Consider the following 24,876-nt stretch of genomic DNA (forward strand, 5'->3'; position numbering starts at 1 on the left):
TGTAGATTACCCTCCTATCAATTAATGAGCAGCCCTTGCTGCCGCCAGCAATTTTTCATGCGCTGCCGGAACATTCCGGCGGCCGGCTAAGCACTGTTATCATATGGACATCCTTCCTAAGGGCGCTCCTATAGAGCTACCCTTGCCGCTAACGCCGTGTGTGGCCAATTGGGCCACAGCCTGTTACCAGCAATATGATTTTGGTTACCTGCTTACGCAAAGCTTTTTAAACAGGTATTATCAGATCTATCTCCAGCGTTTTATTGCGGAGCGTCCGGCACATTGTTTTCTGCACTGCCCCCACGGTACCGTGGTCCTGCAGTTCACCTTGCAGGGGCCTATCACGGGCGCCATCAGCGGGCATGGGGAAATAGAGCTGCTAACAGGCCAGTACAGCTGTTTCTATCTGCCAGCTGGTATACATACTTTCCGTATGCATGCGGGAGAATATGAATGCCTGTATATAGCGCTGGATGCTTCGCTGCTGGAAGAGCTGGCAGCAAGCCGCGATGAGATCAAAAAGCTGCTGGTATGCCTGCATACTGCCAGTGAACATGGCGCTTGTCTTTCATTACGGCAGATGGATTACCGGGTACAGGACGTGATCGCGGAAATGCGCGCCTGCAAAGAAACCGGCGCCAACCTGTTGATGGAGTTACGCACCAACATCAGCACCCTGCTGAACCTGTACCGTAAATCGCTGAATGCGGCAGAACATTTCAAACATCTGCGCAGCACCGCGTACACGCCAACAATGATCAGCATACAGGAAGAGGTTAGCCAAAACCCCAGCATACAAAAGCATACGTTATCCTATTTTGCCAGGAAGCACAACATGAGCCAATCCACCCTGAAGCGGTATTTCAAAGACATCTTTGAAAAAACGCTGCATGAATATGTATGGGAAGAGTGTATGAAAAAAGCCGTGTGGATGCGCAGCAACCCGGCCATGAGCATAGAGGATATTGCAGATGAAGTTGGCTATGCCGATAAATCCGGTTTCCTGAAATCCTTTAAACAGTTCCGTCTCCGGGCAGCCGGACAAGGCTTATAAAATTGTAGTACCTGAGTAGACCGGTAGTCGCGTTAAAAGTGTCTTAATTACATTCCATCGCGCCGCCAAGCTCATTAAACTTCCGGCAAACGCGACCAGTAGCTGTCACCAGGCTGAGGAACAGCATACTGAAATTTGCCGGCTTTTCCAGCGCAATTGTTTAAGCCGTCGCCACGGGTAACACCAGGGCGGCGGCCAACAATTCTCTCAGGTCTTTATCATGCTAATCACCACAATACCTGTATCGCACCCGGGAGCCGGCTCCCTGGCTTTATTGCTTCCCTATGCCGTAACTTATCAAGTGTCTTTATCATAACCGGCGCCAACTTCCGTAACCCATCAAAGTATTATCTTTAGGGTATGATCTCCGTACAGACATATGTACCGGAGGGTTTATCCCCCTTCATTAAATCATTCTGGCGCCTGCAGGTTTCAGATGCAATACCCGGCGCTTATGAAGAGGATATTATACCGGACGGCCATCATGAGATCATCTTCCACCTAAATGCCCATGCCGCCAGGAGAAAAACCGGTACGCAGGCCTGGGGCGATGAACCTGCCGCCTTCTTTGCCGGACAAACCCTGCAGAGTTATACCCTGCAGCTGAATGCAGGCGCGGTGTTATATGGCATCCGGTTTTACCCGCATACGCTGGCCCTGTTATTTAAGTTTCCTGCGCATCTGCTAACCGGCGGATGGTTACCCCTGGGTGATATACCTGGCGCAGACCTGCTGCAACATTGCATTACAGAAAATGCCGCACAGACCTTTACCCGCTTTGAACGGATATTGCACCAACAGATCCGGGCGCTGCGTTTAACAGGCGGCTTCTCCTATGTACACAAAGCGGTATCCACCATTCTGCAACAAAAAGGAGATGTACGGATTGATGAACTGATCCGGGCTACCGGCGTATCTGTTAAACACCTGGACAACTCGTTTAAGCAGTTTGCAGGCGTAACACCCAAGACCCTATGCAATATCATCAAGCTTAACTATTTTATCCGCTACCGGGAACAGCACCCGTCTAAAACCCTTACGGAATGTGCCTATGAGGCCAGCTTCTATGATCAGTCACATTTGATACGGTTGTTTAAGGCGTTTACCTGCCAGTCTCCCCGGGCCTATTTTAGCGAGGTACATTATATCAATGAATATTTTACAGGACTATAGCTACTACTTCATTTTTATACAATTCCAGCAATCTCCTGCACTGTAAGTTTGCCCTAAAAGATGAAACTGCTTCCCTTCCTGCCATTCCTGTTATTAACCCATGCTGTACTGGCGCAATCATCCGTTGCGCAATTTGCCATCTGGCGGCCTAAGGACGGGACTACCGCTTCATTTGAAAAAGGCTATCAACAACACTTGCTATGGCATAAAACCCATGGCGATACCTGGAGCTGGTACGGCTGGTTTATCAGCTCCGGCCCCCGGCTGGGCCAGTTTGTAGACGCTAGTTTTGATCATGCCTGGAGTGATTTTGACCATCCGGTAGACCCTGCGGGGGATGGGGCGGATAACCAGCTGCATGTATATCCCTTTGGCGAGATACAGACTGTTTTTAAAACCGTCCTTATAAAATCCCTGAGCACAGGAGACAGCCGTAGCCTGCAATCTAAATTTATACGTTTGATCACGCTGCAGGTAACGGATATCAACAGTGGCATACAGGTGCTGGAACAGTTTAAGCGCAGCTATCAACCCTTGCAACATTTTCTGGTCTACAAACTGGCGGATGGCGGCTCCCTGAACCAGCTGATGATAATGTGGGGTTTTAGTACCTTTGAGGACTACGGTAAAAGCGAAGCGTTACAGGAAGCCTTGTACAAAGCAGGAACCACTATCCGGTCCATTACTTCCGAAACGCTGGTATACCGCGCCAACATGAGTCTCTTTCCTCAATAAAAAAGCGTTAACGCATGATCACAAATATCAACATCCGGGAGAAGTACGACAAGATCACCGAATACTGGACGCCCAAGATCATTGGAGAACTGAACGGGCAGCATGTAAAGCTGGCCAAAGTAAAAGGCGATTTCCTGTGGCATAGCCATGACAACGAAGACGAACTGTTTATTGTCTATAAAGGGACCTTATACATCGAGTTCCGGGATAAAACAGTTACCGTACCGGAAGGCCAGCTGATCATAGTGCCCAAAGGCGTTGAGCACCGCCCCTATACCAATGGAGAAGAAGTATGGATCATGCTGCTGGAGCCAAAAGAGATCCTGCATACGGGCAATGTTATAGATGAAAAGACCGTCACCAACCTGGAGTGGATCTGATGCCGCCTATTCCGGCCGGCCCAGTTCCGCTACAATACCACCCAGCTGTTTTATCCTGCCGGCCCAGATCCGGTATAGCAGCAAGAGCTGCAAAGCCAGGACCAGCAGCCCGCCTGCCAGGATCCAATACTTAGTGCTTGTCCAATGGATGCTTGCCATAAAAAAGATCAGTAACGCAGCAATGCCTAACAAACGTGAAGTGATTGATACGGCCGCATACTGCCTTAGCTTTTGCAGATAGGTTTGCAATGACTGTTGTAAACTGCCTGCCTGCAGCGGGTCTTTTATCACCCAGTAACCCGCGGCATTATGAAGCAGCATAAAAGCCACTGCCGCCACCAATAATGCATTCAGGAAAAACGGCCGTTTGTCCCCATCAAAAAAATCATAGTATACCAGCAGAAAAGCGGCATATCCCAGGCATTCTATCGTAAGCTGACGCCGGATGCCTTTTAATACCGGGTAACTGCGTTTGCCGGCCATGGCGCGCAGATCGCCGGCCTGTTTATTACCTGACTCTCCGGTGGCCTGTTGCCAGGCGGATTTAAGCGGATCTTGTTCCATTGTATTATTGTTTTAAGATTGTTCTCAGTTTGTTTTTGATCCTGTGCAGCTTTACGCCCACATAGTTCTCATCTATACCGGTAATGGCGGCTATCTCCTGGTAGCTCATATCTTCCAGGTACAGCGCAATGATCGCTTTTTCGCCGTCATTCAATTGTTTTAATGCGGCAAACAGTTGTTCCTGTTGCAATGCAGCTGCATCTTCTGTTACTGCCTGCTCAGGCAATGCAGTAGGATATATGATCTGCGGTTGTTTCCTGCGGAAGGTGGCCAGGGCGGTATTCAGCGCCACCCGGTAGATCCAGGAACTCAGCTTTGCCTGCCCTTCAAAAGAGGGATAGGCTTTCCACACCTGGTAAATTATCTCCTGGAAAAGGTCTTCCCGGTCCTGTAGGGTATCCCGGTAAAGACGGCAGATCTTATGCAGCATATCCTGGTGCTGTTGTAGTGCGGTCAGCAGTGGTTGTTCATCCATTCGCTGTTATCTTTGCATTGATTAGTTGCAGACGGGCCTTAAAACTTACAGTCAGCCTTAAATATTTCTTAATACCATAACCCGGTGGATTTTGACATCCCAAAATATACTCATAATTTCGGGATGTGTTCAATAACCCTCCCTATACATGACAGACAAAACATCCACTGAAAAAGCACTGTGGGACAAGCTGGAAGCCTTCACTTTTGATAATCCGGATACTGCATTTCAATTCGCTGACCGGCTGGCCCGGGACAATGGCTGGAGCAAGACCTATGCCCTGGCGGTTATAGAAGAATACCGGAAATTCCTGTTCCTCTGCGCCATCAGCCCTACGGGCGTAACGCCATCTGATGCGGTAGACCAGGCATGGCACCTGCACCTTACCTACACCCATTCTTACTGGACGGAGCTATGTACGCATACGCTGGGCAAGGCCCTGCAGCACAACCCTACCAAAGGCGGCCAACAGGAAGCCCAAAAGTATACGGATTACTATGCGTATACACTGGACCTGTACCAGCAGAAGTTTGGCACAATACCACCCGTGGACATCTGGCCCAATGGCAAACAGCGCTTCTCTGATATTGATTTTACCCGCGTAAACAAACGTACCCATTGGGTGATCCCTAAACCCGGGAAGAAGAGTTACGGGTTGTACTTTACGATCATAGTAGCGCTATTATTCATTCAGCCCTATGTAGTGCCGGCAGACTACCAGCGCCTGGCCTTTAGCACAGGATTGTTCCTGATGCTTGGCGTGGTAATAGCCGCCGCCAGGGATAAATCAGGACCGGATAAAGATAACAGGGACGGCAGCGGTTGTACCAGCGGCGGTTGCAGTAGCGGTTGCGGAGGGGATAGCCATGGCGGCCATAGCGGATGCAGTGGCTGTTCCGCCAGCGGTTGTTCCGGTTGCAGCAGCGGCTGTAGTGGTTGCGGCGGTGGTGGGCACTGATCACACGTTCCCTGAACGGGCACATTATTTGTATCCCACACCATAAACGATGTTATGGAAAAACGCATCTTAGGCATTATTTTTTCCCTGCTGGGCGCTACGGGCCTGATTTTGGCAGCCGTTAACTTCGTAAATGGCGGGGAAGGAACCCGCAGCATTAAGACCATTGTGATCTACGCCATCCTGGGAGCTATTTTCTTCTTTTCCGGCATCGGCCTCATCAGAAGTACTAAGGACAAGGCATCCTGAGCGCGTCTATTTCCGGTAAAGCGCAAGCACCGCGGTAAAAATAGTGTCGATCTTTTTAACAGGCAGGTCTTTATCCGGATCCAGCAACAATATTTTCATCCGGGCCCTTTTTTCCGTGAGCAGATCAGGGTGATGGATCCGCTTTCCTTCCACAATGCCAATATAGGGTTGATGGTACTGCTTATGCACCCACAGGTAACAAAACATCTTTTCATTGTAACAGTAAAAAGGCATCCTGTATTTCCAGGCTTCTGTAATATGGGGGTCTAACCGGAGGATGTATTCCCTCAGATACTGTAAACAGCTTTTTGCCGGTTCCTGCTGCTGTAAAAAGTATTCGTCTATGGGGCGTAACATAAGCAATGCCTGATGATGATCAATATTACGATTATTCCTATTTATTTGCTACCTTTAAGCACTCTATACTTCACTATATCCACAGAAAACTGGTAGCTTTTCCGTTAAGATTGTCTTTTTAAACGCCTTCTATATGTACACTGCAACTATGGCGCTCCCTAAAGCAGCCATTACAACCAAACGTATTCAATCTATTGATCTGTTACGGGGAACCATCATGATCATTATGGCGCTGGACCATGTGCGTGACTATTTCCACAACAGCGCTTTTGTATTTGATCCTACTGATCTTACACAAACCAGCGGTATCCTGTTCTTCACACGTTGGATCACGCATTTTTGCGCGCCTCTTTTCACTTTCCTCGCGGGTACCTCTGCTTACCTGGTGGGCACGCGTAAAAGTAAAAAGGAGCTGTCTTTTTTCCTGCTTACACGAGGGCTCTGGCTGGTGTTCCTGGAGTATGCGGTGATCACATTGCTGTGGACCTTTAACCCGCAATATCCTGTTTTCCTGATACAGGTGATCTGGTCACTGGGTGTAAGCATGATCTTTTTATCTGCGCTCATCTATCTGCCCTGGGGCGCTATCCTGGCCATTGGCCTCATACTGATAGCCGGTCATAACCTGCTGGATACCGTACACGTGCCAGGCCAGGGCGGCCCCTCCATCTTCTGGGCTTTCCTGCATGAGCAGCGTTTCTTTCCCCTGGGGAGCAGAGGCATCTTTGTAGGCTATCCCATCATACCCTGGATAGGTATTATGGCTACCGGTTATTGTTTTGGCCGGTTATACACCCCATCCTTTGATGCCGCTACCCGCAAAAAACTATTATTATACCTAGGGTTTGGCGCTATTACGTTGTTCATCGTTATCCGGGCCATTAATATTTACGGCGATCCGGCGCATTGGGCTGTACAACGTACGTCTTTCTTTACCTTCCTGTCTTTCCTGAACACCACCAAGTATCCGCCTTCCCTGTTATATACCTTAATGACGCTGGGCCCCGCCTGCCTGTTCCTGGCCTTTACGGAAAAGCCCTTAAATGGCTTTACGGAAAAGATCACCATCTTTGGACGGGTGCCTATGTTCTTTTACCTGCTGCATATTCCGCTTATACACCTCATGGCTTTTATTGGCGCTGCCATATGCGGGCACTCCTGGTCTGATATGATCCTGACCAATTGGGTAAGCGCCAGTCCGGCATTAGCGGGCTACGGCTTTAACCTGGGTATCGTTTATCTGTTATGGGTGTTGGTGATCCTGGCTTTGTACCCCTTATGCAAAAGATACGATGCCTATAAAAGAGCGCATAAAGAAAACCAATGGTTGAGCTATATTTAAGGGATAAAACACCCTTGAATCGATCATGCAAGCAGAGGCGCTTAAAAACTGGGCCGGGAATTACACCTATAGCACCCAACAGGTACACTATCCAACATCCGTAACCGCGGTACAACAGCTGGTCAGAGAGTTGCCCGGGCTGCGGGCCCTGGGCACCCGTCATTGTTTCAATGCCATAGCAGACAGTAACGCGCACCTGGTATCCCTGCAACAGCTGCAGCAAGAAATTATCCTGGATACCGCCGCTATGCAGGTAACCGTTGGCGCTGGCATGAATTACGGGCAACTAAGCCAATACCTGCATGATCACGGGCTGGCCCTGCACAATCTGGCCTCTTTACCACATATCTCCATTGCGGGCGCTTGCGCTACGGCTACCCACGGCTCTGGCAGTAAGAATGGCAACCTGGCTACGGCCGTAGCCGCCTTACAGCTGGTAACGGCGTCCGGGGAACTGGTCTCCCTCTCAAGAGAAAAGGACGGAGACCGTTTTATGGGTACCGTAGTATCCCTGGGCGGTGCGGGGCTGATCACACAGCTTACCCTGAATATACAGCCTGCCTTCACTATACAGCAATACCTGTACGAACAGTTGCCATTCCAGCAGCTGGAACATCATCTGCAGGATATTTTGTCCGCCGCCTACAGTGTAAGCCTGTTCACGGACTGGCAGGCGCCACGTTTTAACCAGGTATGGCTTAAACAGCTGGGCGGCGTCTATACCGCGCCTGACAATTTCTTTAGCGCCACACCCGCTACCCGCAACCTGCACCCCATAGGCGAACTATCCGCGGAACACTGTACAGAGCAACTGGGCATAGCAGGCCCCTGGCATGAGCGGCTCCCGCATTTCCGTATGCATTTTACCCCCAGTAGTGGCGAAGAGCTGCAATCAGAATATTTTGTACCACTGGCGGATGGGTATGCCGCATTAATGGCCCTCACGCCATTAATGGAGCGGATTGCGCCCTTGCTGCTGATCTCAGAACTACGTACCATTGCTGCAGATCAATATTGGATGAGCCCCTGTTATCAGCAGGACTGTATGGCCATCCACTTTACCTGGAAACAGGACTGGCCGGCCGTACAACAGGTATTGCCGCTGATAGAGGCGCGGCTGGCGCCTTTCCGGGCAAGGCCCCATTGGGGCAAGCTGTTTACCATGCCCCCCGCAAAACTGGCCGGGCTGTATGAAAGGTTACCGGATTTCCGGCAGCTGCTACAGGAATATGATCCACAGGGTAAGTTCAGGAATGCATTTATGGATACGTATATATTTGGTAGATACTGAAAGGCCCTTGCAACACTACAAGGCAAAGATGCCTGGTTGTATACAAGGGCCGTTCCGCGTGCTTCTCCGGCACTAACTATTTGTTGCCTGCGGTAGCATTACCGCCGCTCACAGGGTTCATCCGAACGTATTTGCTGCCGGCGCCTTCAAAGCTTACCACATAATCTGATTTAAAATGGGTGCTTTTCAGGTAATAATCTGTGGTGATGATTTGCGCGCCGGATGCACAGGCGGCCTCAAAACCAGATCTGTCATTCACACGGGCTTGCCTGGTATCAGAATCAGCCCTGGTACGGATAATATATCCTTTTGCCACCAAGTCTTTTATAGCCGGATCGTTAGGGTTATTGCGGATCATGGCAGCAGCTTCCGGTGTGCCTGCTTCTGCATTAGCAAATAACACACGGCCTTTCAGGGAAGGATGCCCGGCAATATACATATCCCTTTTTTTAGCGTGATCGTCCAGGATAAAGAGGAATTTGCCTTTAGCGGCTTTCAGCGTAGGCCAGTTATCGTGCTGTACGGCTTCTTCCAGGGTATTGTAGTTGCCTCTTACCATATCCGGGGTGATCAGGTGGGCTTCGCCCAGGTACTCCCGGATGTCCCTGTCCAGATCGTCAAAAGTTTTAGGTGTTATCTCTTCCGCAGCGGTAAGGTTGGGATGATTTTCGCCGCCGCCTTTTACTTCCAGCGTAATGAATACCGGGCTATGGTCCGGATGTTTTTCAGACCAGGCGCGAAGCTGCTGCAAAGCTATCTTTAAAGTAGAAGCCTGGCTGCGGAAGTCCAGATCAGGTACGTGAAATATCTTAAAACCAGGTTCATTCATACCTTCTGCATCATAAGGCGCCTGATTGGGCACCCAATCCAGCCCTTTAGGATGCGCCCAGCGGCCTCCTTTTTCATCTGCATACACATCAATCTCCATATTGCGCAGGCCCATATCCAGCTGTGCGGAAAAAGGGATGTGCTCATAATCCAGCGTGCTGGCGGCAGCGGAATCCTTTTGCTGGAACATTTTGAACAGCGCAGGATCAATCGCTTTTTTGTAGCTGTTATGGGAGCCGATCACCTGTATACGGTTAATGTGCAGGTCATCCGGCAGGTCTTTTTTTGTTACCGGCAGTGCCAGTATGAGGGCTAAACCTAAAAACGCTTTCATTATTGTAATTTTTTAAAAACAGCCGGCCCCGTGGTAACGGGACCGGCTGTTTGATGATATAATATACAAACAATTCTACTATTGCGGATAACCTGGGTTTTGTTTCAGGTTCGTGTTCAGACGGATCTCATTGATGGGGATCGGGAATAAACGGCGGTAGTCGGATTTGTCCATGTGGATGGTCTCATTCGGCAGGGGATAATCCTTTTCGAACAGGCCATAACGGATCAGGTCATTCCTGCGCCATCCTTCCCAGGCAAGTTCGCGGGCGCGTTCGTCCAGCAGGCTCTCCAGGGTAGTGCCAGATGCTACGTCGGTAGCGCCGGCACGGCGGCGGATCAGGTTCACGATATAATCCGGCGTTTGCAGGGCGCCGTTTACAGTGGTAGCCGTTGCGCCACGCAGAATGGCTTCTGCCTTCATCAGCAGCACGTCTGCGAGGCGGAATACCGGAACGTCATTGGCGTTCAGACGGGTAGCGGCAGTGGTAGTAGGATCCGGGTAGTATTTGATAGAACGTACACCGGAAGCCTGCGCGCGGCGGGTGTTACCCAGGTCCATGGTGGAACCATTCTCCAGTACCAGGTCTTTAAAGATCTCGATCTGCACGTTCGGGCTATCAGGATAGAAGATCGGCTGATTGGTAAAGCCACCTGTACCGTCCGGATAGTATTGCTTGCCTGCCAGCCAGGTTTGGGTCCTGAAGTCGTTATTCAGGTTAAAGCGGGCATAGAACTCAGGCGTGGTGCTCATAGCGATACTTAAACCAACGCTAAAGCCGTAAGCCTGTACCATGTAATAGTAGAAGCCAAAGCGGGTGAACTGGTTACCGCCAATCTGCTGATCGTAAGGAACGGCAAAAATGGTTTCATTGATCTGCGGGCCGTTGTTAGGCAAGAAGATATCGCGGTAACGGGCATCCAGGCTGTAATTAGGATTAGCCTGTACGCTATCTGCCATCGCTACTGCTTCTGTATAACGGTTGGTACCGGTATATACCCCAGCGTTCAGATACATCTTACACAGTAACGCATAGCACATGCCTTTAGTAGGACGGCCGTACTGCAGGGTGTTATCCTTGCCATTTTTGGCGGGCAGTTTGGGCGCCAGGTCTTTTAACTCAGATTCAATGAACTTGAACACTTCAGCCCTGGGCTGTGTAGTGGGCAAGCTGTCTAACTGGTAAGTTTTCATGATGGGCACGTTACCATAGGTATCCATCATAAAATAGTAGTACAGTGCGCGCATAGCCCTGATCTCCAGTATAAAGGACGCTTTGGTGGCGTCATCCAGCTTGGTGGCGTTGGAAACAACATCCAGGAGACGGTTACAGTTGGTGATACCGCCACCGAAGCCCCACTGCCAGATACCATTTACATACGGGTGATCAAATGTCCAGGTATGATAGTGCATCAGACGGTATTGGCCACCATCATCAAAGTTACCCTGCCTGGCCGGAAGGATCGCTTCATCTGTGCTAAGCTCCTGCATACGCCAGTAGGTAACGGCGTAGCTGGAGGAGAGGTTGGAATACATGGTACCTATCAGAGCCTGATAGTCGCGGGCCGTCTGGGGGAAGTTGGATGTTACGTACTGTGACTCCACACCCACGTCCAGCTTGCGGCAGGCGCTAAAAGCAACCAACCCGGCAAGTATTATTAATATTGATATCTTTTTCATCCGTTCATTTTTATTTTTTTATCGGCCGGATGGAGCCTTAGACGATTAAAATAATCATTCGCCTGTATGCCTAATAATTATTTTAATCGTGCCGGCTTCATCCCTTGATTAATTTATGTTTTTCTGAATAACCCCTCATTCCATTAGAAAGAAGCAGACACCCCAATCATGTAAGTGCGTGTTTTCGGATAGAAGTTTTTGTTATCAATACCCGGTGTAACACCGCCGATGTTAATCTCCGGATCAACGCCGCGATACTTGGTGATCACGAACAGGTTGTTGCCGGACAGATACAGGCGCAGGCTCTTGATATACTGGGTATGCGGTTTGAAAGTATAACCCAGGGTAACGTTATCCATACGCAGGTAAGAGCCGTCTTCTAAGAAACGGTCAGAGATCAGGTATGCATATTTGTCGTTATAAGACTCACCCAGCGTAAAACGGGGAATGTTCTGCCTGGGGGAACCTTGCGGGTTATTCATGGCCGCGAGGGTAGCGTTCAGTATCTTATTACCGGTTACGCCACGCACCAGGAAGTTCAGATCAAAATTGTGATAGTAGAAATTGTTAGACCAACCGTAGATCAGCGCAGGCTGAGCGTTACCGGCAATACGGGCATCGGTGGTCAGCGGCTGGGCAGCAATGGTTTTACCACTTGCGTCCAGGAAGGTGCTAACACCGTTGGGATCTTTACCCATATAGTGCCACAGGTTAAAAGTACCTAAAGCATAACCAGGTTTGATGATCTGGCTATAGTTGCCAGATTGGCCCTGTCCACCCAGGCTGGCGGTCTGCACGAAATTGATAGGGTATGTACTGTTGGAAATACTTTCAATTACGTTCTTGTTGTGCGCGAAGTTCAATGAAGTTTTCCAGGTAAAGTCTTTAGTTTTTACCGGTACGGCATTCAATACCACCTCTATACCGCTGTTTTTGATGCTGCCCACGTTAGCTGTATAAACAGGTACTACGTATTGGGTAGCAGAAACCGGGTATTGATCGTAGATCAGGTCTGATGTTTTCTTGATATAGTAATCCACAGAACCGCTGATACGGTCTTTCAGGATACCGAAGTCCAGGCCAAAGTTGGCAGTAGAGGTGCTTTCCCATTTGAGGTCCGGGTTTTCGTTACGTACAAAGCCAATGGAGTTGGTGATATTACCGTTATACAGGAACTTGGGACTAGCGGTAGTACCATATACCAGCAGGGCGGTGAAGGCATTGAAACCAGTGCTGTTACCGGATACACCGTAACCTGCCCTCAGTTTCAGGTTGTTGATCAGGGATATATTCTTCATGAAGTCTTCGCTGGTGATGTTCCAACCGGCAGAAACTGCGGGGAAGTAACCCCAGCGGTTGTTAATACCAAAAGCAGAAGAACCATCATTACGCAAAGAAGCCTGGAACAGGTATTTATCTGCATAAGAATACTGCACGCGGGCGTAGTAAGAGATCAGCCTTAAAGTAGAGATCGGGTTGTTGTCCAGCGGAACCTGTGAAAGCCCGGTCGGGTTGGACAGGTACAGGTTGTTATAAGACAGGGCATCGTTGGAAAAACCCTGGGTAGTAAGACCAAAACCATCGTTTGAGCGGTCTTGCTGGAAGGTATAACCGCCCAGTAATTTCACGCTGTGTTTACCAAACTCGCGGTCATAGTTAAAGTAAGACTCTAACACGGTGCTGGTATTCAGGTATGATTTACGGTTGGCCACACCATTCTGGTTCTGGGCCAGGCCGGATTGGCTATTTAAGTAGCTGCTGTAGTTATTCTCATCGCGCTGGGTAGTACCAGTTAAGGTATACCGCAGACCTTTCAGGATCTCTACCTGTACCAGGCCAGTCAGCATGGTCTTGTTATCATCAATATGAATGGTGTTATTATTGATGAGGGACAGCGGGTTTAAGGTACCGTCACCAGTTCTGGCGTAGTATTCCTTATAGGTACCATCCGGGTTATAAGGGCTTACGGTAGGTAAGTAGAACAGCATGCCGGGCAGTACGTACTGTTGCGGCACATCGTCGCTCTTAGTATGGCTGTTGGTGATGGTAACACCCAGTTTCAGGCGGTCGTTAAAGAAACGCTGGGCGAGGTAACCTCTTACAGTAGTACGCTCCAGGGAAGTGTTCTTCAAGATACCGTCATTTTTCAGGTAGGTAGCGCTTCCACCATAGTCGGTATTATTGTTAGCGCCGCCGAAAGAGATGTTATGGCTCTGGGAAAAACCTTTTCTTTCCAGGAGTTTTTGCCAGTTGGTGCTGGAGCCGTCATCATTGAGGCCCGGCAGTATCGTTTGACCCTGTTTTTTCACGTAAGCACGCAGTTCGTCTGCGCTCAGCATGTCTATTTGTTTGGATACTTCTTCCATAGCGCCATAAGCGTTATAGGTCAGGCGGGCCTGACCGGCTTTTGCTCTTTTGGTGGTTACCATGATGACACCGTTGGCAGCGCGGGAACCATAAATAGCAGTAGCAGAAGCGTCTTTTAATACATCGATGCTCTCGATATCAGCGGGGGCCAGCAGATCGATAGAAGCGCCGGGCACACCGTCAATTACATAAAATGGCTCCATAGCGCCACCGGTGGTACGGATGGTAGAAGGGCCCCTTAATACTACAGAGGGAGCAGCGTTCGGGTCACCGCTTTTAGTTACGTTCAAACCAGGTACTTTACCCTGCAGCAGTTCCGCGGGGGTAGTCAGTACACCCTGGTTAAACTCTTCTGATTTAATAGAGGTAATAGACCCCGTTACATCTTTTTTGCTGGAAGTACCATAACCGATCACCACCACATCCTTTAACTGTTTGGTATCGGTCAGCAGCGTGATGTTGATCGCTTTTTTATCTTCCACTTTGATCTCTTTGGGAACAGAACCCATGAGCGAGAAGATAATTACATCCTCATTGTTCACTGAAATAGAGTAAGCGCCGTTGGCGTTGGTAGTGGTACCACGGTTGGTTCCTTTTACGGCAACCGTTACTCCGGGCAATGGTGCATTGTTTTCGTCTGTAACGGTCCCCTTCAGGATACCGCCTGTTCTCTGGGCAAATGATGTTACTCCTAACAGCAATGCCCAAAGCAGCATAAGCGTAGCTTTGGTTACCGTACGACAAAATGGCCTTAATGATAAAGCGTACATTTTTTTCATTGTCATTTTAAATTGTTAAGGATGGCTATGAGTTGATTCCCCCGAACGTAATACGTGTGTCGTTGACGCATCCCCCAGCCTTAACAATTAGTTTACATTGCAGGGATCGTTTAGTTTTTGGGGTGACTATTTTAAAAAAGAGTAACGAAATGCTGTGTATTTTTTCGTATTGAGGTGTTGTGACAGCGCGGTGAAAATTGTTGATAAATGTGTAAGTGACACTGAGGTGAACTTTTCTTCAGCAGGGGTATGCTTTATTAATGTGTACTATAATAGTATGGTTATACGAAATCCCGTAAGCAACAGCATATATTAGCGAATACTGCTATATAGTAGGCTACTGATTATAACGATATAGCAAACGGATGCCAGGGCCAACTCATATGATCAACGCCATCTGCCGGCAACTAAAACAAAGCCTGGCGCCGCCTCATGATCCATGGGGCGGCGCCAGGCAGCAGCTATTTTAACACCGGTCACATTTAATACCGGTCCCAGAAAGGCGGTGGTTCTATTCCCAGGGAGCGGAGGTATACATATCCCTGTCCGCGGTGGTGGTTCTCGTTATCTACCCAGTACAGCATGATCCGGATGATAGGGCCTTCATACTGGCCAAAAGCCATATCCAGTTCCTGGAACCGTTCCAGGGGGATCTGCAGCCAGCTATGGTTGATCTCCTGTGTGACCAGGTCCCACTGACGCAGGATCTCAGCTTTTGTGCCGGGCAGGGATTGCCCGGCGTGGTGATCCAGTTCGCCAGTGGCCCGCCAGCTACCGGTAACCATGCCCTGTATGCCGGCTGCGGCCAGGGAGATGAGCTCTATCGCCATTTCGGAAAACGGGCGCATACCGCCGATCGAATAATGAAATAATTCGTGCTCCGGAAATGCCTCAATAACCCTGCGGGTAAGCTGCCGGTGGCCCTGCCAGTGGAGGAGCAGTTCTTCCGGTAAGATCACTTGCTGCGGTTCCTGGATGATGTTATTTGTCATTTTTAACAGGTTTTAAAGTGGTAGGATCGTTTTACAATACGAAGTAAAAGCGGGAGTGTGACAGCCCTATGTCAGCATCATGGGGGTTATTTTTTTAATTTTTGTGGAACCGTCGCAACAAAAAATGAAAAAATCGGTTGTAATGTAGAAGTAAACGGATATTGATCAATGTTTTAACGGAGGATCCGATGCCGCTGCTGCGAAATGCCACCCTGGGGGTGGATAACCGGCTCCATAGAAACATATCGCTCATCAGCCCGGTTACGTAAGCGGAGGTTAGTCTTCCCGTATAAGATAACGATTATGTGTAATATCTAAGATAATGCACTGTTTGGCATAATTTAAGCTACAGAGTCAGGTAGCAAAAGTTAAGGTCCAGCTATCCCCATTTTTTACGATTTACAGTTTATCACAATTTTTAACGCTTAAATTTAAAACGCTATGGCAAAAACTGCTAAGACGGCCGCCACGAAGACAACCACCACTACTAAAGCGGCCAAGCCGGCTGCTCCTAAAAAAGCGGCTGCGAAAAAGGCGGCCGGGAGTTCCAGCACCGGCCTTAAGGCTCCCCTTACGCCAAGTCCTGCATTAGCAGAAGTGGTAGGCAAACAGCCTTTGCCAAGAACAGAGATCATCAAAAAAATCTGGGATTATATCAAGGCAAAAGGCCTGCAGGATACACAGAATAAGAGAATGATCAATGCAGACGATAAGCTGAAGGAGCTGTTTGAAGGCAAGAAACAAATATCAATGTTTGACCTGGCCAAGGTAGTCAGCAAGCACGTAAAATAATCCGGCGTTCGTTTTTTCCGGAGGCGGAGGCATCCACCTGGTTTTTGACAGGCCACTGTCAGGCGCCGGGGTGGAGGCGTCCGCCTTAGTGTTTTTTGGACTGGATTGTGAGATTGGATGAACCAGATGACCTGATAACGAATCGATCGTATTGGGAACAGGGATATCAGCTGTGGGACATATCGAATGACCAGATAGTCTGGTAGTGGAGGGGGTGGAAGAAGGAATTATCAACAGCGAGTCCTGTGAGATGATTAGTACTTTGGATGATATGTAGCGCTGAACTATGAACCGCGGGATGGAAAGCGCCCGTTTTTGTACGCGTGGGCGCCAGTGTCTTACCGTTTGGGCCCAAACCTGTAAATATCATCATTCCCTCTTCTGTCAGAACTAAAGTACCCCTCAATGCCACTGTTAAACAGCAGCACGCCAAAATCGTTCCGGGCGCTGTTCATAGGAGCGCCGGCATTTTGAGGAGCACTTGCGGGGTGATGCTGATCATCCAGCGGCACATAAAAGATATCCAATCCACCCAAGCCCGGCCAGCGATCGGATGAAAAATACAATATGCCGGAAGGCGCCACATAGGGGAACATCTCGTTGCCGGCAGTATTCACCCGTGGACCTGCATTACGGGGCTGGCTCCAGCCCCTGTCTGTACGCAGGCAATACCAGATATCCTTCCCTCCCAGCCCGCCGGGCATATCAGATGTAAAGAACAGGGCCTGTCCGCCGGGCACAAAAGCAGGATGGCCAACGCTGTAATCCGGGCTGTTATAAGGAAAATCTGCCAGGGCTTTCCACCCGTCGCGGGTGGCTTTAAAGAAACGCAACTCCAGGCGGCTGATGCCATCCTTACCGCTTTTACCGGGATTATTATAGGTAACGGCCAGGGTATCCTGCTGTCTGGTGAAGGCAGCCGGCCCCACATGGTAACGGCCACTTAAGCTGGCATCAAAACGCGTTACCATCTGGTTTGAGAGCTGGTTATCCACTGGTATGTAATTAAATTTAGGATCAGCGCCAACTACCCGGCTGTCATTACTGCTGATAGTATTATTATCCTTATTATATACATCTGTGGGCGCATATGACAACACTTGCTCCAGTTCTGCGGTGCGCAGTACCACATCCTTTATCCGGGCGGTGTCCTGTATACTATACAACGCAAGGAAAGCGCCGCCATTCCACCCGTTAGACCGTTTAAAAGGCTGCAGATAGGGCCTGTCAGATACAAACATCATCCCGTAACGGTGAAATGCCGGGGAAAAATCTGCATAGCCACTGCTGATATTCAGCAGGCAGCTTGTTACCGTTGCCGTATCCCGGTATAATGAGGACATGCCCGTTTCATACAAGGCAGCCGTTTGTTCCAGTAAAGTATCCGCGTGACCTTTGGCCAGGTATTGCCGGTATTGGGCGGCCGCCTCCTGGTAGCGCCCGTGCATGGCCAGCAACTGTCCACAACGGAACAGGGCCAGGTCATCCGCCGCGCCGGCCTGTATGATCTTTTTATACCAGTGCAGCGCCTGTCCATATTGCTGGGTGCTGTAATAGCTGTCTGCCAGGTTTACCATCACCTTATTATTAGAGGAATCCCTGCTGATGGCCGGCAGGTAATAAGCAATGGCATCTGCATAACGCAGGGATACATAGGCTTTATCGCCTTTGGTGATCAGGGTGCTGCGCTGCGCCTGTACGCTGTGTGGCAGCATATAAACTAAGAAAAGCAGCAGGTAATAGCAATACTTCATCATAATGCCTTTAAAAATAGCGGGGAGATAATACTTTCCCTTTTTCCCATCCGAACTCATAACGCAGCATGATCTCATGCGTGCCCTGGTTATATTTTACCAGGTTGGACACCGTATGATCATACGCATAACCAATACGCAGCTGGTTGGTAGCCTGTATTTCCAGCAGCCCGGACACCGCATCGCCGGTACGGTACGAAGCGCCTACCGCCACAATGTCCTTTATCCAGAGGTTGGCATTCACATCCAGCTGTATGGGCGCGCCCCGTACTGCTTTTACCAGGGTGGAAGGCTTTAGCTTAAAGTTCTCTCCCAGGTCAAACACATATCCGGCGATAAAGAAAAAGTGCATATACTTTTTGGCGATCACATCGGCCACATAATAGATCTGGTCTTTGCGCAGGTAGCTTTTTACGAGGTTGGGCACAGAGAAGCCTACATAAAAGCGGTCACTATTATAATAGATACCTGCTCCAAAACTAGGCAGGAGGGCGTTGATGTTCTGCGCAAATGCCGGATCACCGCCATCTATCAGATCCACCTTGGTGAGGTTGGCCCTGTAGTTACTGATGCCTCCCTGCAGCCCGATAGCCAGCGAGCCTTTATCCTCAAACCGGATCCGGTAGGCATAAGTGGCATAAAAACCGGTGGTCTTTGTGATCCCTATCTGGTCATTGAACGCTTGTATACCCAGGCCGATCTTATTATCACGCGTGGCCATATCAAAGGAGATGGTGGTTGTTTCGGGCGCACCCTCCACTCCTACCCATTGCCGCCGGTACATGGCGGTAGCGCTCAGGATGCCCCGGCTGCCGGCATATGCGGGATTTACTCCCATCATGTTAAACATGTATTGCGTATACATCGCATCCTGCTGCGCCTTTGTTTCGATGCTGGCCAGCAACAGGCACCCCAGCATCAGATATGCATATTTCATAACTAACGCATTATTGTGATATAGTTTACAAACCGCTCTGTTCCATTCAGTATGATGATATAATAATAGGTACCATCCGGTACTTCCTCACCAAAGTGAGTACCCTGGTTACATTTACCATCCCATGTATTCTTATAGTTATCATCCCGGAATACTACATTACCCCAACGATTATAGATCTCCAGGCTTATCTTATCAGTTCCTACGTTACCGATCACGAACTTATCGTTCTTACCATCTCCATTGGGCGAGAAGCCTTCCGGTATCCTGATCCTGGTGGGCGCCAACACTACCGGCGTTGGCGTATTCTCATCCGGATTGCCATCGCCATCCGGGTCTACATCCAGGCCATTTACAGACAGATCTGTAAGGCCATTGCCGGTCACTGCGCCTATCGCCGTAAGGCTGGCGCTATTATTATATGTGCCGAACTGTTTATTGGGCGTTATCACTACCGTCAGCTGTATGGTGTCGCTGGCGCCTGCTGCCACTGTGCTGCCATCTGCCAGCAGCGCGGTATTATTCACGCCGTTATACTGGCTATTGGCCTGCAGCCCACCCGTAGTACGCACATTACCTTCCAGCCGGTAAGTAAGCGGCGGCGTAAACACGGCAGACAGATCATCATTCACCTGTACGTTATTCACCGCTACATTACCCATATTGCGGACCACGAAAGTGTATGTCACCTGGTAATCTCCATTAATGAGCAGCGTGGGGGTACCGGCAGCCTTGGCCAGCCCCACCAGTGCCTGCACCGGCAGCGCCAGCGGGGTTGGCGTATTTTCGCCCGGCTCATTGGGCACATCGTTATCATTCGGATCCGGGTTGGTACCGTTATCTGTAATATCCGTTACCACCGTGCCGGCGCTATCCACCGCGCTGACTGTCACACTGCTCTGGAATGGACCAAACGAGCCATTAGACGTGAGGTCCAGTACGATGGTCACCAGACCGCTGCTATCAACATCCAGTGTGCTTAATGGCAGCAGCAGGTTCGTTTCTGTAGTACCATTATAAGCCGGATTAATAAGAAGCGTACCGTTTGCGCTCACATTTACCAGGCGGAAGCCTACTGGCAGCGGGAATGCGTTACGCAGATTATAAAGCGCCTGCAGCTCGCCTAACAGGGTATTGCCGTAGTTCCCTATCCGCAATGTAAAGGTTACGCGGTAGCTGCCATCCGGCTGCAATGCCGGCGTATTTACCGTGAGCGCTGCGCCAATAGCACTATTAGCCGGCGGCGGCGTTACCGTGATGTACACCGTAGCGGTATCACAAACCGGAGCCGGCCCGGCGCTGCATACGCGGTATATGAAGCTGTCAATACCGGTAAAGCTGCCCGTAGACGTATATGTAAAGCTGCCGTTAGCGTTCAGCTGCAATGTGCCATGTGTAACGCCGCTGATCAATGATGCCGTGAGGTTGCCGCCTTGCGGATCTGTATCGTTGGTGAGCACATTACCGATTAACTGCTGTTGCGTACGTATGCTGAAGCTGTCGTTTACGGCGATAGGCGGTTCATTAACGGCAGATATGTTAATTATTACCGTGGCGGTATCGCACAGGGATGGGATGCCGTTGTCACAGATCCTGTAGATGAAGCTGTCTACGCCGCTGTAGTTAGTGTTAGGCGTGTAGGTGAAGCTACCGTTTGCATTCAGGACTACCGTCCCGTTGACAGCGGTGGTTACCAGGGAGGTGGTTAGATCGTCGCCATCAGGATCATTGTCGTTGGTGAGCACGTTACCGGTGGCAGCTGTGTTTTCTGTTATGTTGATAGTATCCCTTACGGCAATCGGCGCGATGTTTACGGCGGATATATTGAATATTAAGGTAGCGGTATCACAAAGTGATGGCGTACCGTTGTCGCATACCTGGTAGATGAGGCTGTCCGTTCCGCTGTAATTATAGTTTGGCGTGTAAGTGAAGCTGCCGTCTGCATTTAGTACCACGGTACCGTTTACTGGAGCGGTTACCAGGGATGCGGTTAGATTGTTGCCATCAGGATCACTGTCGTTGGTGAGGACGTTACCGGTGGCAGGCGTATTCTCTGTTACGTTCAGGCTGTCACGTATGGCGATCGGTGCATCATTGGCGGCGGATACGTTAAATATTACGGTAGCGGTATCACACAGTGATGGGGTACCGTTATCACAAACCCGGTAGATTAGACTATCCAGACCGCTGAAGTTGGCGTTTGGCGTGTAGGTGAAGCTGCCATCGGCATTCAGGATTACGGTGCCGTTTACCGGAGCGGTTACCAGGGAAGCGGTTAGGTTATCGCCTTCCGGATCGCTGTCGTTGGTTAGCACATTACCAGTGGCCGGGATGTCTTCTGTCACGTTCAGACTGTCACGTACGGCGATTGGTGCATCATTGGCGACGGATACGTTAAATATTAAGGTAGCGGTATCACACAGTGACGGTGTGCCATTATCACAAACCTGGTAGACCAGGCTATCAAGACCGCTGAAGTTTGCGTTCGGTGTGTAGGTGAAGCTGCCGTCGGCGTTCAGGACCACTGTACCGTTGACAGGTGCGGTTACCAGAGAGGCGGTTAGATTGTCGCCTTCAGGATCACTGTCGTTAGTCAGCACATTGCCGGTAGCCGCCACATCTTCAGTTACGGTGATAGAGTCGCGTACTGCGATCGGCGCATCATTGGCGGCTAGGACATTGAATATGAGAGTAGCGGTATCACACAGTGACGGGGTACCATTATCACAAACCTGGTAGATCAAGCTATCCAGCCCGTTGAAGTTAGCGTTCGGGGTATAGGTGAAGCTGCCGTCGGCGTTCAGGACCACCGTGCCGTTGACAGGTGCGGTTACCAGGGAAGCAGTTAAACCATCGCCTTCAGGATCACTGTCGTTAGTCAGCACATTGCCGGTTGCCGGTATATCTTCTGTTACGGTGATAGAGTCCCGTACCGCGATCGGAGCATCATTGGCGGCTAAGACATTGAATATGAGAGTAGCCGTATCACACAGTGACGGTGTACCATTATCGCAAACCTGGTAGATCAGGCTATCAAGGCCGTTGAAGTTTACGTTCGGGGTATAGGTGAAGCTACCATCGGCGTTCAGGACCACTGTACCATTTACAGGGGCTGTTACCAGAGAAGCCGTCAGACCATCGCCTTCAGGATCGCTGTCATTAGTCAGCACATTGCCCGTTGCCGGTACATCTTCTGTTACGGTGATGGAATCACGTACTGCGATCGGCGCATCATTGGCGGCGGATATATTAAATATTAACGTAGCCGTATCACACAGTGACGGTGTACCATTATCGCAAACCTGGTAGATCAGGCTATCAAGGCCATTGAAGTTGGCGTTAGGGGTATAGGTGAAGCTACCGTCGGCGTTCAGGACTACCATACCGTTGACAGGTGCTGTAACCAGGGAAGCAGTTAAACCATCACCGTCAGGATCGCTGTCGTTGGTCAGCACGTTGCCAGTTGCTAGTACATCTTCCGTTACAGTGATGGAATCACGTACTGCGATCGGCGCATCATTGGCGGCTAGGACATTGAATATGAGAGTAGCGGTATCACACAGTGACGGTGTACCATTATCGCAAACCTGGTAGATCAGGCTATCAAGGCCGTTGAAGTTGGCGTTAGGCGTGTAGGTGAAGCTATCATCGGAGTTCAGGACTACAGTGCCGTTAACAGGTGCTGTAACCAGGGAAGCAGTTAAACCATCACCTTCAGGATCGCTGTCATTAGTCAGCACGTTGCCCGTTGCCGGTACATCTTCTGTTACGGTGATAGAGTCCCGTACCGCGATCGGCGCATCATTGGCGGCTAGGACATTGAATATGAGAGTAGCGGTATCACACAGTGACGGTGTACCATTATCGCAAACCTGGTAGATCAGGCTATCAAGGCCGTTGAAGTTGGCGTTAGGTGTATAGGTGAAGCTACCATCGGAGTTCAGGACTACAGTGCCGTTGACTGGAGCTGTCACCAACGAGGCCGTCAGGCCATCGCCTTCAGGATCACTGTCGTTAGTCAGCACATTGCCTGTTGCCGGTATGTCCTCCGTTACAGTGATAGAGTCGCGTACCGCGATCGGAGCATCATTGGCGGCTAAGACATTGAATATGAGAGTCGCCGTATCACACAGTGACGGTGTACCATTATCGCAAACCTGGTAGATCAGGCTATCAAGACCGTTGAAGTTAGCGTTCGGGGTATAGGTGAAGCTACCATCGGAGTTCAGGACTACAGTGCCGTTGACAGGTGCTGTAACCAGGGAAGCAGTTAAACCATCACCTTCAGGATCGCTGTCGTTGGCCAGCACATTGCCTGTTGCCGGTATGTCCTCCGTTACAGTGATAGAGTCGCGTACCGCGATCGGCGCATCATTGGCGGCTAAGACATTGAATATGAGAGTAGCCGTATCACACAGTGACGGTATACCATTATCGCAAACCTGGTAGATCAGGCTGTCAAGGCCGTTGAAGTTTGCGTTCGGCGTGTAGGTGAAGCTACCATCGGAGTTCAGGACTACAGTGCCGTTGACAGGTGCTGTTACCAGGGAAGCAGTTAAACCATCGCCTTCAAGATCGCTGTCGTTAGTCAGCACGTTGCCGGTGGCCGGTACATCTTCAGTTACAGTGATAGAGTCCCGTACCGCGATCGGAGCATCATTGGCGGCTAAGACATTGAATATGAGAGTAGCCGTATCACACAGTGACGGTGTACCATTATCGCAAACCTGGTAGATCAGGCTATCAAGGCCGTTGAAGTTGGCGTTAGGCGTGTAGGTGAAGCTACCATCGGAGTTCAGGACTACCGTGCCGTTGACAGGTGCTGTAACCAGGGAAGCAGTTAAACCATCGCCTTCAGGATCACTGTCGTTAGTCAGCACGTTGCCGGTGGCCGCCACATCTTCAGTTACAGTGATAGAGTCCCGTACCGCGATAGGAGTATCATTGGCGGCTAAGACATTGAATATGAGAGTAGCGGTATCACACAGTGACGGTGTACCATTATCGCAAACCTGGTAGATCAGGCTATCAAGGTCGTTGAAGTTGGCGTTAGGCGTGTAGGTGAAGCTGCCATCCGAGTTCAGGACTACCGTGCCGTTAACAGGTGCTGTAACCAGGGAAGCAGTTAAACCATCACCTTCAGGATCGCTGTCGTTGGCCAGCACATTGCCTGTTGCCGGTATGTCCTCCGTTACAGTGATAGAGTCGCGTACCGCGATCGGCGCGTCATTAACCGCTGACACATTAAACACCAAACTAGCCGTATCACACAGTGACGGCGTGCCGTTATCGCAAACCTGATAGCTCAAACTATCCAGACCATTATAATTACCATTTGGCGTATAGGTAAAGCTATCATCCGAGTTGAGAACCACCGTACCATTTACAGGAGCTGTTACCAGGGAAGCAGTCAGACCATCACCTTCAGGATCGCTGTCATTAGTAAGTACGTTTCCTGTAGCTGCCACATCCTCTGTAACTCCCACACTATCTCTTACTGCGATCGGCGCGTCATTAACCGCTGACACATTAAACACCAAACTAGCCGTATCACACAGTGACGGTGTACCATTATCGCAAACCTGATAGCTCAAACTATCCAGACCATTATAATTACCATTTGGCGTATAGGTAAAGCTACCATCCGAGTTGAGAACCACCGTACCATTTACAGGAGCTGTTACCAGGGATGCAGTCAGACCATCACCTTCAGGATCGCTGTCATTGGTCAGCACATTACCAGTAGCCGCTACATCTTCTGTAACACCTACACTATCCCGTACAGCAATCGGCGCATCGTTAACGGCAGATAAATTAAACACCAAACTAGCCGTA

General features: G+C 49.9%; 19 protein-coding genes. 9 read left to right on the forward strand and 10 right to left on the reverse strand.

All coding sequences use genetic code 11. From position 1 onward, the window contains the following. Positions 1-103: 103 nt before the first annotated feature. The 4 genes from F0L74_RS32615 (at position 104) to F0L74_RS32630 (ending at position 3,342) form a co-directional block, all read left to right on the forward strand. A complete protein-coding gene (locus F0L74_RS32615; protein WP_149842054.1) occupies positions 104-1,054 on the forward strand; it encodes a helix-turn-helix domain-containing protein in 951 nt (316 codons plus the stop codon). Positions 1,055-1,414: 360 nt separating this feature from the next. Next, positions 1,415-2,227: an AraC family transcriptional regulator gene (locus F0L74_RS32620; RefSeq protein ID WP_149842055.1), complete on the forward strand. Its 813-nt coding sequence runs from the start codon at positions 1,415-1,417 to the stop codon at positions 2,225-2,227. A gap of 60 nt (positions 2,228-2,287) precedes the next feature. Then, positions 2,288-2,962 (forward strand): hypothetical protein, encoded by a 675-nt coding sequence (locus tag F0L74_RS32625; protein ID WP_149842056.1) that lies wholly within the window; start codon positions 2,288-2,290, stop codon positions 2,960-2,962. Between the two features lie 14 nt (positions 2,963-2,976). Continuing rightward, positions 2,977-3,342: a cupin domain-containing protein gene (locus tag F0L74_RS32630; RefSeq protein ID WP_149842057.1), complete on the forward strand. Its 366-nt coding sequence runs from the start codon at positions 2,977-2,979 to the stop codon at positions 3,340-3,342. A 6-nt stretch (positions 3,343-3,348) separates the two neighbouring features. Here the strand turns inward: F0L74_RS32630 and F0L74_RS32635 are convergent, their stop codons facing one another. Then, entirely contained in the window at positions 3,349-3,906 is a 558-nt protein-coding gene (locus F0L74_RS32635) for a hypothetical protein (RefSeq protein ID WP_149842058.1), read from the reverse strand. 4 nt (positions 3,907-3,910) lie between these two features. Further along, on the reverse strand, positions 3,911-4,381 hold the full coding sequence (locus tag F0L74_RS32640) for an RNA polymerase sigma factor (protein WP_149842059.1): 471 nt from the start codon (positions 4,379-4,381) through the stop codon (positions 3,911-3,913). A gap of 148 nt (positions 4,382-4,529) precedes the next feature. Between F0L74_RS32640 and F0L74_RS33480 the strand changes: the two genes are divergently transcribed. Then, positions 4,530-5,339 (forward strand): glycine-rich domain-containing protein, encoded by an 810-nt coding sequence (locus F0L74_RS33480; RefSeq protein WP_188316258.1) that lies wholly within the window; start codon positions 4,530-4,532, stop codon positions 5,337-5,339. A 54-nt stretch (positions 5,340-5,393) separates the two neighbouring features. Continuing rightward, complete coding sequence (locus F0L74_RS32650; protein ID WP_149842060.1) at positions 5,394-5,588, forward strand: hypothetical protein; 195 nt, start codon at positions 5,394-5,396, stop codon at positions 5,586-5,588. Positions 5,589-5,594: 6 nt separating this feature from the next. On the opposite strand, the gene F0L74_RS32655 is transcribed toward F0L74_RS32650, so the two are convergent. Continuing rightward, on the reverse strand, positions 5,595-5,945 hold the full coding sequence (locus tag F0L74_RS32655; RefSeq protein ID WP_149842061.1) for a DUF1801 domain-containing protein: 351 nt from the start codon (positions 5,943-5,945) through the stop codon (positions 5,595-5,597). A gap of 133 nt (positions 5,946-6,078) precedes the next feature. Here F0L74_RS32655 and F0L74_RS32660 point away from each other — a divergent pair, with 133 nt between their 5' ends. Together F0L74_RS32660 and F0L74_RS32665 are read left to right on the forward strand one after the other, a co-directional pair. After that, positions 6,079-7,287, forward strand: coding sequence for an acetyltransferase domain-containing protein (locus F0L74_RS32660; protein WP_246197908.1), 1,209 nt, complete (start codon positions 6,079-6,081; stop codon positions 7,285-7,287). A gap of 25 nt (positions 7,288-7,312) precedes the next feature. Beyond that, on the forward strand, positions 7,313-8,578 hold the full coding sequence (locus F0L74_RS32665; protein WP_149842062.1) for a D-arabinono-1,4-lactone oxidase: 1,266 nt from the start codon (positions 7,313-7,315) through the stop codon (positions 8,576-8,578). Between the two features lie 76 nt (positions 8,579-8,654). On the opposite strand, the gene F0L74_RS32670 is transcribed toward F0L74_RS32665, so the two are convergent. The 4 genes from F0L74_RS32670 to F0L74_RS32685 form a co-directional block, all read right to left on the reverse strand. Beyond that, positions 8,655-9,740, reverse strand: a complete 1,086-nt coding sequence (locus F0L74_RS32670) for a phosphatidylinositol-specific phospholipase C1-like protein (RefSeq protein ID WP_149842063.1) — start codon at positions 9,738-9,740, stop codon at positions 8,655-8,657. A 78-nt stretch (positions 9,741-9,818) separates the two neighbouring features. Beyond that, a complete protein-coding gene (locus F0L74_RS32675; protein ID WP_188316259.1) occupies positions 9,819-11,420 on the reverse strand; it encodes a RagB/SusD family nutrient uptake outer membrane protein in 1,602 nt (533 codons plus the stop codon). Between the two features lie 143 nt (positions 11,421-11,563). Then, the gene (locus F0L74_RS32680) at positions 11,564-14,566 is read right to left on the reverse strand and encodes a SusC/RagA family TonB-linked outer membrane protein (RefSeq protein WP_149842064.1); all 3,003 of its coding nucleotides are present in this window, start codon (positions 14,564-14,566) and stop codon (positions 11,564-11,566) included. Between the two features lie 482 nt (positions 14,567-15,048). After that, positions 15,049-15,558: a DinB family protein gene (locus F0L74_RS32685; RefSeq protein ID WP_149842065.1), complete on the reverse strand. Its 510-nt coding sequence runs from the start codon at positions 15,556-15,558 to the stop codon at positions 15,049-15,051. A 441-nt stretch (positions 15,559-15,999) separates the two neighbouring features. Between F0L74_RS32685 and F0L74_RS32690 the strand changes: the two genes are divergently transcribed. Beyond that, positions 16,000-16,350, forward strand: coding sequence for an SWIB/MDM2 domain-containing protein (locus F0L74_RS32690; protein WP_149842066.1), 351 nt, complete (start codon positions 16,000-16,002; stop codon positions 16,348-16,350). Between the two features lie 338 nt (positions 16,351-16,688). Here F0L74_RS32690 and F0L74_RS32695 read toward each other — a convergent pair whose 3' ends face one another. From F0L74_RS32695 to F0L74_RS32705, 3 genes are read right to left on the reverse strand one after another with little or no spacing between them, the layout of a single operon-like run. Beyond that, positions 16,689-18,107, reverse strand: coding sequence for a tetratricopeptide repeat protein (locus F0L74_RS32695; protein ID WP_188316260.1), 1,419 nt, complete (start codon positions 18,105-18,107; stop codon positions 16,689-16,691). 7 nt (positions 18,108-18,114) lie between these two features. Continuing rightward, the gene (locus F0L74_RS32700) at positions 18,115-19,041 is read right to left on the reverse strand and encodes a PorP/SprF family type IX secretion system membrane protein (RefSeq protein WP_149842068.1); all 927 of its coding nucleotides are present in this window, start codon (positions 19,039-19,041) and stop codon (positions 18,115-18,117) included. 2 nt (positions 19,042-19,043) lie between these two features. After that, on the reverse strand, positions 19,044-24,863 hold the full coding sequence (locus F0L74_RS32705) for an Ig-like domain-containing protein (protein ID WP_246197909.1): 5,820 nt from the start codon (positions 24,861-24,863) through the stop codon (positions 19,044-19,046). Between the last annotated feature and the right edge of the window lie 13 nt (positions 24,864-24,876).

The sequence above is a fragment of the Chitinophaga agrisoli genome (genome assembly GCF_008386695.1).
Classification (GTDB): Bacteria; Bacteroidota; Bacteroidia; order Chitinophagales; family Chitinophagaceae; genus Chitinophaga; species Chitinophaga agrisoli.